This window comes from Ditibartonella apis, from assembly GCF_001952075.1.
Classification (GTDB): domain Bacteria; phylum Pseudomonadota; class Alphaproteobacteria; order Rhizobiales; family Rhizobiaceae; genus Bartonella; species Bartonella apis.
The window spans coordinates 60,786-74,730 of the sequence record NZ_LXYU01000001.1 but is presented as its reverse complement, the minus strand read 5'-3'; the positions used below and the strand labels follow the sequence as shown (position 1 = coordinate 74,730).

Genomic DNA, 13,945 nt, shown 5'->3' with positions numbered 1-13,945 from the left:
GATGTTGTTTATCTGTCACTCCAACACGTGATGAAAGAGTAAAACGTTATCAAACAAAACTTGAACGAAGTTATCGCCAGCTCACAGAGCCGAACAAATGTTCTTCCCTCCTTTTAACCAAACAAAAAGGAACCTCTCCCGCCATCAAGAAAGACCGGAATGCGTCGAAGAAGGGATAAACATTCTAACAATAAGACGTTGCTTTCAATATTAGAAAGGCCACCAGCTCTTCTTGCCGGATGATTCTTTCAACGCTTTCTTTCTCTCGCGTTCTTTTTTAGCTTCATCTTCACCTTGATCGCCGATTGGCGCTGATGCTGCCGGCTGGCGATAGCTTAACGGTGGTTCACTCAGATATTTGCGTGTTGTGGAAGAACCACCTTGTGTTTCTCTCTTACGGCGCAAAAATTCCGCACGCTGTTCTTTGTCATTATTAACCTGCTCGTTGCGGTGTATACCGTTGAGCCAGTCACTTGAACCGGTTGATTTTGTTTCTTTGCCACTATCGGGCACAATGGGTGAAACATAATTCGGGTTATTCTGGTTGGCCGTTGCTTCATCACGCAATCTTTGGCGTTTCTGCTCGGGTGATTCTGGCCAATCAGGTGTACCGGTCTGGGCAACATTTGTCTGTGGTTGCGGAAGAACGCCCTTTGTACCGGGGGCAGGACGAACAAGTTCCGGACGCGGCTTGGTATCAATCTGATTCCTGTTATTATTCGATCTGATGGATGCAATATTGGAAAAATCATCAACCAGCTGTTTTCCGGTTGATTTATCGGTACCATAAGTCGGACTGGAAACGCCACATCCTGTCAGCATAAGACCGGCCGTGACCATACCCGTTACAATAATTGCTACTTCGCGTTTCTTCACTGCTAATCCGTTCCCGGCTCCGCCGCCAAAAATTGCTTTTATTACTCCACCCCTCGGGCAGATAACGACACCTTTTTGTGCCAGAAATTGGCACTTATAGACCAAACCCTTAGCATGAGATGTGCCTTGACGGCAATCCCCCCGGCAATAAGGAAGGATGATGACGTCGTATGACGTGTTGGCTACTGGCAAAGCAATAGCTCTGCCAGTACCTTTTATTTATCAGATCTTTCCGAGTGCATGAAGCTCATGCAACGCTGCTGCGTCACGTGCCGATACATCCGGATATTCGGGATCACTCCCGACATCCTGGGTATAGCGCCATGAACGGGCACATTTTTTACCGTCAGCTTTATGAAATTCCACAGCAACACCTTTGACATCATCAAGCCGGAAAGCATCTTTTGGTGCTTCAGCATTGGTAATGACAATATCACTTGTGATCGATATTTCTGCCATATCCATCCCCTCGACCGCTTTCAACAAATCAAGGTCGGAAATATAGACGACGGGGGCTGCTTCCAATGAAGAACCGATATGTTTTTCAGCTCTTTCAAGTTCAAGTGCACCTGTGACAACTTTACGGACCTGACGAATTTTGCGCCAGCGCTCGTTCAATTCGTTATCACACCAGCTATCGGGCGTTTTACGGAACTGTTCGAAGTGGACCGATTTGCTTTCCGGATGCCGTTCAAGCCAGGCTTCTTCCATTGTGAATGGAAGCATCGGGGCAAGCCATGTGACCATGCGTTCAAATATCTCGCGCACAACATGGATTGCTGATTTGCGCTTTATTGAAGAGGGCGCATCGCAATAAAGCGAATCTTTCCGGATATCGAAATAGAAAGCAGAAAGGTCGACGATTGAAAAATCAAGCAATGCACGGGTGATGCGTTTGAAATCGAACCCGTCATAAGCCTCGTTGACAAGCCCGTCCAATTCATAAAGGCGATGCAACATGAACTTTTCAAGGTCCGGCATATCTTCATAGGCAATGTTTTCACCCTCGTCATAGGCGAGAGTACCAAGCATCCAGCGAATAACATTGCGGAGTTTCCGATAGGAATCGACATTGGTCTGGATGATATTCCTTCCTAGACGCTGATCTTCCCAATAATCGGTTGTCATTACCCAAAGGCGCAAAATATCGGCGCCGGAAGTATTGATAACGTCTTGCGGAGCCACAGTATTGCCCAACGATTTCGACATTTTCTTGCCTTGCTCGTCGAGTGTGAAACCGTGCGTCAATATGGCGTTATAAGGTGCTCTTCCGCGGGTACCGCAGCTTTCCAGCATCGAAGAATGGAACCATCCACGGTGTTGGTCGGATCCTTCAAGATAAAGATCGGCCGGCCATTTCAAATCGGGCCGATCCTCAAGGGTAAAGACATGTGTGCAGCCCGAATCGAACCAGACATCAAGAATGTCATGAACCGGCTGCCAATCTTCTTTTGCATGTTCACCCAGAAAACGCTCTCTCGCGCCTTCTTTGAACCAGGCGTCGGCACCTTCTTTTTCAAAAGCATCGACAATGCGCTTGTTGACAGCCTCGTCTTTGAGAATTTCGCCGTTTTCCTTGACGAAAATTGCAATGGGAACACCCCATGCACGTTGGCGGGATAATACCCAATCGGGACGATCTTCCATCATGGCTCCGATACGGTTTTGTCCTGCCGGTGGCACAAAACGTGTATCTTGGACCGCTTTGAGGGCACGTTCGCGCAATGTGGTGCCGTCAGCAAGTTTTTTGTCCATATAGACAAACCATTGCGGTGTGTTCCGGAAGATAACGGGTTTCTTGGAACGCCAGCTATGCGGATAAGAGTGCTTGATACGCCCGCGGGCAAAGAGCATATCTTTTTCAATCAAGAGGGCGATAACGGTTTTATTGGCATCGCCATATTTACCATTATCATCAATGACACGTGAAGCACCACCTTCGCGATCAGGGCCGAAACCCGGCGCGTCCTTGGTGTAATAACCGGCATCATCAACAGGAAATGGAATTGATGAATCAATGCCGAGTTCCTCTATCTTTGCTTTATTGGCAACCCATACTTCAAAGTCTTCGCGCCCATGACTAGGAGCGGTGTGAACAAAACCCGTACCGGAATCAGCCGTTACATGGTCACCGTCAAGCAGAGGAACTTTGAATGCATAATCATTGGCGAAGCCTTTGAGCGGATGGGAAAGCAACATCGTCTCAAGTTCTGAAGGGTTCAAAGAGCGAAGTTTTCTGAAAGTCAGTTTTGCTTTTTTTGCACTTTCTTCGGCCAGTGCATCAGCAAATATAAGTTTTTCACCGGGCTTCGGGCCATAATCATTTTCAGCATCCACAACCTGATAAAGCCCATAAGGAATGCGGGAAGAATAAGCAACAGCACGGTTACCGGGAATTGTCCAAGGAGTCGTTGTCCAGATGACGACAAAGGCTCCCGACAAATCATCGGCCTTGGCTTTTAGCACCGGAAATTTGACCCAGATCGTGTCGGATTCAACATCGTGATATTCGACCTCGGCTTCCGCCAAAGCGGTGCGTTCCACCACCGACCACATAACGGGTTTGGAGCCGCGATAAAGCTGGTCGGACATGGCAAATTTCATCAATTCGCCGACAATCCGTGCCTCCGAATGGAAAGCCATTGTTGTGTAAGGATTTTTGAAATCTCCGATAATGCCGAGACGTTTGAATTCATCTGATTGGGTTTCAACCCAATGTTTGGCAAATTCCCGACATTCCTGACGGAATTCGTTAATCGGAATATCGTCTTTATTCTTGCCTTTTGCACGATATTTTTCTTCGATCTTCCATTCGATAGGCAGCCCATGGCAATCCCAGCCGGGTACATAATTGGCATTATAGCCCCGCATCTGGAAAGAACGGACGATTGTATCCTTTAAAATTTTATTCAAAGCATGCCCGATATGGATATCTCCATTGGCGTAAGGAGGGCCATCATGCAAAACGTATAGCGGCCGGTCGACAGCCTGTTTGCGCAGTGCGCTGTAGAGATCCATCTCTTCCCAACGTTTGACAATTTCCGGCTCTTTTTGCGGTAATCCGGCACGCATCGGAAAGTCGGTTTTGGGCAGGTAAAGGGTTTTTGAATAATCCATGGCTTGGTCTTTATTTGACATGTTTAAAAATTCCTGTCGAACGTCATTTAATCGAAATGATTATCTCTCCCGATCTTTCGAACCTTTGCACTTATCAGGCAAGAGTGAAGATCGGGCTAATAATTCGTAACGTCAACAGTTCAGAAAAATGTACACTCATGATGCATGGCTTTATCATGAGATGAAACAGAAAGAAAACTGAAAAATCGACAAAAAGAAAAGGCCCCGTAAAATACGGAGCCTTTCCAAAACAAAGTTCGATTAAATTAGAACTTGTAAGCAACACCAACGCGGAAATCGTTGGTCTTGTAGTCAACATTGTACTTGATGTTGTTCTTGCTGTAGTCTTCGTCACCGAAGTCGGTGTAACGATATTCAGCACGAAGGATGATGTGGTCTGTCATAGCATAGTCGAAACCAGCGCCGATTGTCCAACCGACGAGTGTATCGCTATCGCTAGCTGAATAACCAGGGATTGTATTGCCGCTAGCATCTTTCATGCGGAAGTGTGAATCAACCTTGGCGTAAGCAACACCACCAGCGATGTAAGGCATCCAGCGGTCAACTGCATAACCAACACGAGCACGTGTTGAACCGGCCCACTGTTCCTTCAACTTACCGTTAAGGCTGAATTCCGAACCATCAGAAAACTGGTAAGAACGCTTGTCGCTCTCGTCCATGTCGCCCCATACCCAGTCGGTATCAGCACCGATAACAATGTTGTTGCCGAGGTCATAGTTATAACCGGCATAAATGCCACCGATGAAGCCTGACGGATCAGGAGAGAAGCCTTGTCTACGGCTCCAGTCGCCATTTGCACCCTGGTATTTGCCCTTAAGGTCTGTGTCAGACCAGGAACCGCCGATCTGGGCACCAGCATAGAAGCCGGTCCAAGAGAAAGCAGGTGCTGCAACAACAGGAGCTGGCTCCTGATTTGCTACAACGTCAGCAGCTTGTGCTGCAGAAGCTGCTGTAAGAGCAGCTGCGGAAGCAGCAATAAGATATCTAATTTTCATTTTTATTCTCCAATGCAATAAAATGCCGTCTGAACTTATATAGTTTATTCGGATAAGAATTGCTGTAGCACGAAAGACACACCTCGCAAAAACTGAAACAAAAACCTCAATAAAATGCGAGGAGGGTTGAAAAATATAGAAAAAATGCGGGTCGTTTTTTAAAAAAAGTGTCGAAAACGCTTTTTGATCAGAATCAAAACCGGGCTTTACGACGTCGATTCGCAAATTTTCCGTTAATTTTTCAAGACGGCGACTTATATGCCAAATCGATTTTTGTGTCAAAGAGAACAGACCGTGTCCGTTTCCCATGTTCCATTTTTATGGAATAGCCATGCATTTAATCCGGTTTTGTGACGAACTTTCCATTGAATGCAGGTCTTCCGGTTCTATCAATAGGCAAGACAAGAGATAAAAAGGTTGAACAAGATAATAAAAAAAGCCCCGTAGTTTCCTGCAGGGCTTCTTTTTCAATTCTTTGAAAAGAATTAGAATTTGTAAGCAACACCAACGCGTACGTCGTTGGTCTTGTAATCTACGTTATATTTGAAGTCTTTGTTGCCGAAGTCCTTGTCGCCGAAATCGGTGTAACGATATTCAGCACGAAGGATGATGTGGTCGGTCATGGCATAATCAACGCCGGCGCCCAAAGTGTAACCGGTCAAAGTCTTGTTGCCACTGGCCTTGCTGTAAACACCATCAGCATCCGAGAACTTGGCATCGGAATCGATCTTGGCATAAGCAACACCACCAGCAAAATAAGGCATCCAGCGATCCATCGAGTAGCCGATGCGAGCACGGGTTGATCCAGCCCATTTCTCTTTGATCTTGCCGCTAACTTTGAATTCGTCTTCTGTGCCTTTGAGGTAGGACTTGCTATCGCTTTCGTCCATGTCACCCCAGATCCAGTCTGTGTCGGCACCGAGAACGATGTTATTGCCAAGATCATAGTTGTAACCGGCATAAAGACCGCCGATGAAACCTGATGGATCCGGTGAGAAGGATTTACCGAAACCGGCAAAGTCTTTTGCATCGCTACGGCCTTTGATCTTCTGGTCTGTATCAGACCATGAACCACCGATTTGACCACCAGCATAGAAGCCGGTCCAGGAGAAAGCAGGAGCGGCAACAACCGGAGCCGGTTCCTGATTCATGACAACGTCAGCAGCTTGTGCGCTGGACGCAGCGGTCAAAGCCAAAGCCGAAGCAGCAACGAGATATTTTATTTTCATTTGTTAACTCCACGCGAAATGTATTGCGATTGAGGCCACTATAGTTTGTGCGACTATAAAGTCTGTAGCAAAAATGCCACAGCAAGTGGAATGAGCCTTTTTTTGAGCTATTTAGGCAAGAAGCTCTTCAGTATGGTAAACAAAGTATAAAAAAACGCCGGAAAACCGGCGTTTTGTAATTTAAAAATGTGTTTTGCGAATCAACTATGGGCGAAAATATCGACTTCGGGAAAGCCAATAAGATCAAGTTCCGACCTTGATGGCAGGAATTCGAAACACGATTTTGCCACACTCTCGCGGCCATCCCTGATGAGCCTGGCTGCAAGAATCGCTTTCAACCGGTGAAGATAAAGAACATCGGTTGCTGCATATTCGACTTGTGCGGGAGACAGTTCGTCAGCACCCCAGTCGGATGACTGCTGTTGTTTGGAAATATTGATTTCAAGAAGTTCGGCGACAAGGTCCTTTAAACCATGCCGGTCAGTATATGTGCGGGTGAGCTTCGAGGCAATTTTTGTGCAGAAAACCGGTCTTGCCATGACACCGAATGTCAGAGCCAATACGGCGAGGTCGAAACGGCCGAAATGGAAGATTTTGGTGATGTCAGGATCTTTCAGAATCTTTACAAGATTTGGTGCCGTCTTTTGCCCCTTGGCAATCTGGATAACATCGGCAGTGCCGTCTCCCGGTGAAATCTGGACGACGCAGAGCCGGTCGCGATGGGGCTGAAGCCCCAGAGTTTCAGTGTCAATGGCAACTTCCTTGACATTATAATTTTTCAAGTCAGGCAAATCACCTTTGTGAACGCGTATTTTAGCCATTCTTATTGTCCTATTTGTTTCCCAAAGCAGCTAGAATTCTTGCCCAGGAGCGTTGGCCTTTATGGAATGATTTGAGATTGTATTTTTCATTTGGAGAATGGATGCGATCGTCGTCGAGCCCGAAACCGACAAGCAATGATTCCATACCGAGAAGAGATTGGAAATCACCGACAATCGGAATAGAGCCGCCCATGGCTGCAAGAATAGCCGGTTTGTTCCATTCTTCGGTCAAAGCTTTCTTGGCAAGCTGGACAAGAGCCGAATCATAGGCAAGGTTGATTGCCGGAGAAGCGCCGTGATCTTTAAATTCAACCGAACAGTCGGCCGGAATTTGGGAACGAACATAATCACGGAATGATTTTCTGATTTTTGCCGGATCTTGTTTGTGAACAAGTCTGAAGGAAATTTTTGCACTGGCTTTGGCGGCAATAACGGTTTTGAAGCCTTCTCCCTCGTAACCGCCGCTAATGCCATTGACCTCGGCGGTCGGTCTTGCCCATGTCATTTCAAGTACGGTGCGTCCCTTTTCACCTGCCGGAATCGACAAGCCCACGGGGCCGAGAAATTCTTTAGGACCACGATTAAGTGCGTTCCACGATTTCAAAACAGCTTCCGGTGTTTCTTCTACCCCGTCATAGAATCCTTTAAGGGTTACATGGCCGTTTTCATCGTGCAGGCCAGCAATAATTTTTGCGAGAATTTGAATGGGATTTGCCGCAGCACCGCCAAAGTGGCCGGAATGCAGATCGCGATCGGCACCTTTGATGATGATTTCCTCACCAACCATGCCTCTCAGCGCTATAGAAATAGAAGGCGTATTAGCGTCCCACATGGTTGTGTCGCAGACAAGTGCGTAATCGGCCTTCAATTCGTCTTTGTGGGCATGCAAAAATGGTTGTAGCGAAGGAGAGCCGGATTCCTCTTCCCCCTCGAACAGGATAGTAACTGCAACCGGAAGGGTACCGGTTTCCTTTTTAAAGGCGCGGCATGCTTCGACAAATGTCATAAGCTGTCCCTTGTCGTCACCGGCACCGCGCGCGGCAATGACCTTTTCACCGTTTAACTGTTTTATTTTCGGATCGAAAGGATCATCTTCCCAAAGGTTGAGGGGGTCAACCGGCTGCACATCATAGTGGCCATAAAACAAAACATGGGGAGCATCTTTTGTCGGTCCCGGATGATGGGCAACAACCATGGGATTGCCGGTGGTATCGCGGCGCGAGGCTTCAAAACCGATCGATTTCAAATCATCGACCAGCCAATCGGCAGCTTTGCGACAATCATCCTTATATTTCGGGTCGGTCGAAATAGAAGGGATGCGCAACAGGTCAAAGACATGTTGCAGACTATTATCAAGATTTGCATCAAGACGGGATAAAACTTTGTCAAGCATGGAGTGCACCTGCAGTTAGTAAATTGAAAAACAACTTTAAGCCTCTTAAGCTGTTTTGCAAGCCGTTCGCATCATTTTTGACTTGTTAGCAGTTGTTACATCATATCCGGTACAAAGTTTCCGGTTTTGCATTACTGTAAATTTCTCACGTCTCTTCCCCGATATTACCTTTGACAATGCGTGCAATAAAAACTCGAACGGCCGGATTGGATAATTCGTTTTATAGCCTTTCCACATTCGGGGCATGGTTCCCCTTCACGGTCATAAACAGAAAACCGGTGTTGGAAATAGCCGAGCGAACCATCTGCATGAACGTAATCGCGTAGGGAAGAGCCACCCGCTTCGATGGCTTCGTTGATAACATCGCGGATATTTTGTGCAAGGATTGCAGATTTTTTTTGCGCTGCCGCAGATTTTGCCCCTAATGTCGATGATTTGCGTTTTGGAGAAAGGTGACTTCGCCATAAAGCCTCGCAAACATAAATATTTCCAAGACCGGCAATGATGGACTGATTGAGAAGTGCGGCTTTAAGAGGGGCTTTCCTGTTATGCAAAACGTCGTTGAGATAGGCACCTGAAAGACCGTTTCCTGTTGGTTCGGGGCCTAAATGGGCCAACAATTTATGGTGTTCCAGCTCTGTGGTTTTTGTCAAAAGCATAAAACCGAAACGGCGCGGGTCATTATAGACGGCATGTAAAAACTCACCATTCGGCGTTCTGATATCCATTTCAAAATGGTCATGTGCCGCAAGCTTGTTTGTTTCATGATAATAGGAACCAAGTGTCGTGTTTTCAATTCGCCACGAACCGGACATGCCCAAATGGCTTATAATGGTTTCATCATTATCAAGATGGATAAGCAGATATTTTGCCCGCCGTCCGAGGCCAATAATTTCACGACCGGTAAGACGGGACTGAAAATTTTCCGGAAATGGAAAACGTAAATCCGGCCGGTTCTGCTTGACACTTATTATCTTCGCATGGGTGAAGCTTGGTTCGAGACCACGTTTTACAGTTTCAACTTCAGGAAGCTCAGGCATATACGATTGCTTTGATTATAAGCGGAAGTTTATTTCAACCGCTCCGGTTCAGGCATATAACATTGACTTACTAAAAATAATGGTTACGCGAGCGGATTTTAAGGTCGGGGAAAAGTTTTTCTCTTGGAAAATTGAGTTTTGTAGATAGTGGAATGGTATTTTTTACCGAACAATAAGTCGCAAAAAAATTTTAAAATTGTCATCAAATAAAGTGATACGAAACGTTCTTTAACCACACTGGATTATAAAAACATTTTTAATATATAATGTCGTGAAAATAGGACTGTATGGGGTAAAAAATTAACGGATTGTTAATCCTGAACTGTTATCTATCGAACACAATTAAATGTTATCTACTTGAAAAAGCACGATAACACACCTAAATTAGGTTCAATACAGCGGTGATTGACCACGGATGTACTGGCAGTCATTGCATAACGGAAGGTCGGGTTATTCCCCGGCCTTTTTGTTGTTTTTAGTCATGTTAAAACGGATTTCGAATTTTTAATAAAAAACGAAATCCGTATTTTTAAATCGGGTTGTTCAAAAAAATGGGCGTAATTAAGCCCATTCGCCTTTTCTGAAGACCGGAACTTTTTTCCCGTCAGCGGTGATACCGTCAATATCGATTTCTCCCGACCCGATCATCCAGTCGATATGGATAAGGCTTTTATTGCCTCCCTGTTTTTCAATTTGTTCTTTCGATAGTGCGGCTCCGCGCAAGAAGCATTTTGAATAGCATTGTCCAAGGGCGATGTGGCAGGCCGCATTTTCATCAAATAATGTATTATAGAACAACAGGCCGCTTGCAGAAATTGGCGATGAATTGGGAACGAGAGCAACTTCGCCCAAATGACGGGCACCTTCATCGGTATCCAATATCTGTTGCAATACTTTTTCGCCTTTCGAAGCGTGCGCTTCAACAATACGCCCTTTTTCAAAACGTACTTTGATGTTGTCAATCAATGTGCCTTGATAGGATAGAGGCTTTGTCGAGCTTACATGACCTTCAACCCGATGGGCGTGAGGTGTCGTGAAAACTTCTTCGGTCGGAATATTGGGATTGCAGATAACGCCATTTTTTGCTTTTGAGGCACCGCCTTGCCATTCATGACCATCAGCAAGACCGATTGTGAGATCTGTTCCGGGGCCACTATAATGAAGGGCAGAAAATCGTTGGTCATTCAACCATTTTGCATGTTTTTTCAGATTGGCATTATGATCTTTCCATGCGCCGATTGCATCCGGCTTATCAACACGGGAAGCAGAAAATATTGCATCTGCAAGTTTTTTTGTCGCCTCGATGATTGGCAAATCCGGAAAAACCACGGCCGCCCATGACGGATTGGGATAGGAAACGATATTCCAGTTGATGTCAAAACCGGCAATTTTTTCTAGTGCCGGTTGATAGGCGAGTGATGTAGCCTTGTTTACGCGTGATACTTTGGCTGGATCTTCATTAGCAAGAAGTGACGGATTATCACCGGCGATAGCAAGACGGGCCGCCCCGTTTGCGTAGGCTCTTGCCATACCTTCATAAAGCCAGCTTGCTGCCTTATCGAAACTCTTTTCATGAGCATCTTTGAAACGACAAAGCGTCATTTCTTCATCGCTGAAAATAGGGGTAACAACACCGGCACCGGCTTTATAAGCGTGATAGGCAATCCGGCGCACCAGTGGAAGTGCCGCGAGCGGGCTTGTGAGGACGAGATCTTGACCTTTCTGCAGGTTGAGACCGACCTTGACGGCGACTTCTGCGAGCCGGTCAAGCTTTTGAGGATCGATAACAGATTGGTCTTCATTCATTGCGGGTGTTTCCTTTTGAAATTAAAAATCGCCAAATGACATCTACTGAACAAATAATAATGTTTTTGACAGCAATATTAAAGGCACTTCGGAATAACGACGGAGAAAAACGGGAACGAAACGGGACCGGCATTGGAAACAGAATTTAAAACTTTAGTGGAGTTTAAAAATTTCGATAGACAGTAAGGTTCTATTCATTAATATCTTTTGTTGGAGAATAATTTAATAAAACCAGAGGGAGAATAATGTGAAACAGGATATATTGGTACTAAGTCCACTTGAAGAGCGTCAAATGGGAGACCTCGACAAACGTTATCATTTATTACGCGCGGATTTGGTCAAGGATAATGACGGTTTTATTGAAAAAAATGCAAAAGATTGTCGTGCAGTTATCAGTACCGGCAATATTGTTTTTGACAAAAATCTGATTTCGAAACTGCCACAAGTCGGGCTTGTTGCCTGTGTGACAGCCGGTTTTGATCAGGTTAATCTGAAAGACCTGAAGGATCATAAAATCCGTTTAACCAATACGCCGGATGTGTTGACCGATGACGTTGCCGATGTGGCATTGATGTTGATGCTCGCCGCCCGTCGCAGGCTTGTTTTCGGTGATCATTATGTGCGCTCCGGTGAGTGGGCCAAAAAAGGGCCGATGGCTCTCACAGAAACAACTGCCGGAAAACGCGCCGGTGTCGTCGGACTAGGGCGGATTGGACATGCTATTGCCAAACGGTTTGAAAGTTGCGGGCTCGCAATCGGCTATTACGGCCGCCATAAAAAACCGGATGTCGCTTATCAGTTTTTCCCCTCGCTCGTCGAACTTGCCAAGTGGTCGGATATTCTGGTTGTTGCAGTAACGGGCGGCAAGGAAACTGAAAAACTGATTTCCAAAGAAGTGATTGCAGCACTTGGAAACCGCGGTTCTCTTATTAATATCTCTCGCGGCACGGTTATTGATGAAGATGCCATGATTAAAGCCTTGCAAAGCAAAGAATTGGAAACGGCCGGTCTTGATGTCTATCTTAACGAGCCGAACATCAATCCGGCATTCTATAAGCTCGAGAATGTGGTTTTCTATCCCCACCATGGCAGTGGCACTGTTGAAACACGCGACAGAATGTCCGATCTTGTGGTGGAAAATATTGACGCCTTTTTCGCCGACAAACCTTTGCCTTCGGAAGTTAAACTTTGAGGTTGAATATCTGTCGGGAATGAGACATGCGGTCTCTTGGCAGATAGTTGGGGAATGCTTTTCAAAAAGCGCATTCTTTACGATGTTTATCACCGAAAAAGTTGGTAAACGGGAATATAAGCACTGTAGCCCGATACAGTGCTTATTTTATTTGATGGAAAGATGGATTGCGCAATTTTTGTGCCTGTCCAAAGCCGCTGGAAAGAGGTTTTGAAACTTTCCTGTTTGATCAGATAAAAGACAAAAAAATCTGGTTTGATCGTCTAACTCACACCGCAGAGGATGCGCTTGAAAACGGGCGCTCGTAATTCCGACCATCACCAAGAAAACGAACGCATTATAGAGTTGGTGCACGACGACCAATTCCGGTTACAAATAACGATGTTTTCCGTTCTGTTTAAGCGGCCCTGTCAGCTTTTATGTCGCAGGTGAACTGCAATCAACCGCCGAGCTCCGACATGTGACGGCTTAGCCCGCAAATACCATCTTTTTCGATTGAAAATTCATGTCCCTTCGGCTTGCTGTCGATTGCTTTCAGGATAAGTTCTGTCAGCTTTTCATCACTTTCGGAGCTTCTGATAGCTTCACGCAATTCGACCATGCCGGATTGCCCCATGCAGGGATAAAGTTTACCGGTCGAACCGATGCGCACACGATTGCACGAAGCACAGAAATCGCATGAAAGAGGCGTAATAAACCCAAGTCTACCACCCGTTTCCTTGACTGTTACATAACGGGCAGGGCCGCCTGAACAATGCGCATCCGGAACCAATGTCCAGCGTTGTTCAAGACTTTTCCGTAAAGCGCCGAGTGACAGGAAGGTTTCATAACGGTCGTGACCGGTATAGCCCATCGGCATTTCTTCAATGACTGTAAGATCCATACCGCGCCCATGGGCAAAACGGATGAGATCATCAACTTCACCAAGAAAGCCGCCACGCATGGCTACAGCGTTCAACTTGACTTTCAATCCGGCTTTTTGTGCCGCATCAATACCGGCAAGCACATGGGCAATATCACCGCGACGGGTCAATTGGTGATAGCGGACAGGGTCAAGTGTATCGAGAGAGACGTTGACACGTTTGACACCATTTTGAACAAGTGCCTCTGCGTAACGGGCGAGCAATGTTCCATTGGTTGTCAGTGTCAATTCTTCAAGACCATGTCCGAGATGCTTCCCCAGCATTTCGAACAAAACCATAATATTGCGGCGTACCAATGGTTCGCCACCGGTAAGACGGATTTTGGTGACACCAAGATCAATCATCCGGCTCGCAACACGGTAAAGTTCCTCAATCGTCAGAAGCTCTTTTTTGGGTAAAAACACCATTTCTTCCGCCATGCAGTAAACACAGCGTAAATCACAACGATCGGTTACAGAAAGTCGCAGATAGCTGATCTTTCTGCCGAAAGGATCAACCAACTTTGAATCTGGTGTTTTTTGCACTCTCTAAA

Annotated in this window: 10 protein-coding genes; 1 reads left to right on the top strand and 9 read right to left on the bottom strand. The window is 46.0% G+C overall.

The window, feature by feature from the left end; all coding sequences use genetic code 11:
• Positions 1-210 precede the first annotated feature (210 nt).
• The 8 genes from PEB0122_RS00330 to PEB0122_RS00295 form a co-directional block, all read right to left on the bottom strand.
• Positions 211-840 (bottom strand): hypothetical protein, encoded by a 630-nt coding sequence (locus tag PEB0122_RS00330; protein ID WP_075869964.1) that lies wholly within the window; start codon positions 838-840, stop codon positions 211-213.
• Between the two features lie 258 nt (positions 841-1,098).
• The gene (ileS, locus tag PEB0122_RS00325; protein WP_075915196.1) at positions 1,099-4,014 is read right to left on the bottom strand and encodes an isoleucine--tRNA ligase; all 2,916 of its coding nucleotides are present in this window, start codon (positions 4,012-4,014) and stop codon (positions 1,099-1,101) included.
• Positions 4,015-4,259: 245 nt separating this feature from the next.
• The gene (locus tag PEB0122_RS00320) at positions 4,260-5,009 is read right to left on the bottom strand and encodes an outer membrane protein (protein ID WP_075869785.1); all 750 of its coding nucleotides are present in this window, start codon (positions 5,007-5,009) and stop codon (positions 4,260-4,262) included.
• Between the two features lie 485 nt (positions 5,010-5,494).
• Complete coding sequence (locus PEB0122_RS00315; RefSeq protein ID WP_075913537.1) at positions 5,495-6,238, bottom strand: outer membrane protein; 744 nt, start codon at positions 6,236-6,238, stop codon at positions 5,495-5,497.
• Positions 6,239-6,438: 200 nt separating this feature from the next.
• Positions 6,439-7,059: a ribonuclease D gene (locus PEB0122_RS00310; RefSeq protein ID WP_075869787.1), complete on the bottom strand. Its 621-nt coding sequence runs from the start codon at positions 7,057-7,059 to the stop codon at positions 6,439-6,441.
• Between the two features lie 10 nt (positions 7,060-7,069).
• On the bottom strand, positions 7,070-8,452 hold the full coding sequence (locus PEB0122_RS00305) for a dipeptidase (RefSeq protein ID WP_075915195.1): 1,383 nt from the start codon (positions 8,450-8,452) through the stop codon (positions 7,070-7,072).
• A 164-nt stretch (positions 8,453-8,616) separates the two neighbouring features.
• Positions 8,617-9,492: a bifunctional DNA-formamidopyrimidine glycosylase/DNA-(apurinic or apyrimidinic site) lyase gene (gene mutM, locus PEB0122_RS00300; RefSeq protein WP_075915194.1), complete on the bottom strand. Its 876-nt coding sequence runs from the start codon at positions 9,490-9,492 to the stop codon at positions 8,617-8,619.
• A gap of 561 nt (positions 9,493-10,053) precedes the next feature.
• Positions 10,054-11,298 (bottom strand): aminopeptidase, encoded by a 1,245-nt coding sequence (locus PEB0122_RS00295; RefSeq protein WP_075915193.1) that lies wholly within the window; start codon positions 11,296-11,298, stop codon positions 10,054-10,056.
• A gap of 247 nt (positions 11,299-11,545) precedes the next feature.
• Here PEB0122_RS00295 and PEB0122_RS00290 point away from each other — a divergent pair, with 247 nt between their 5' ends.
• On the top strand, positions 11,546-12,490 hold the full coding sequence (locus PEB0122_RS00290) for a 2-hydroxyacid dehydrogenase (RefSeq protein ID WP_075915192.1): 945 nt from the start codon (positions 11,546-11,548) through the stop codon (positions 12,488-12,490).
• Between the two features lie 439 nt (positions 12,491-12,929).
• Here PEB0122_RS00290 and moaA read toward each other — a convergent pair whose 3' ends face one another.
• Complete coding sequence (gene moaA, locus PEB0122_RS00285) at positions 12,930-13,937, bottom strand: GTP 3',8-cyclase MoaA (protein ID WP_075869792.1); 1,008 nt, start codon at positions 13,935-13,937, stop codon at positions 12,930-12,932.
• Between the last annotated feature and the right edge of the window lie 8 nt (positions 13,938-13,945).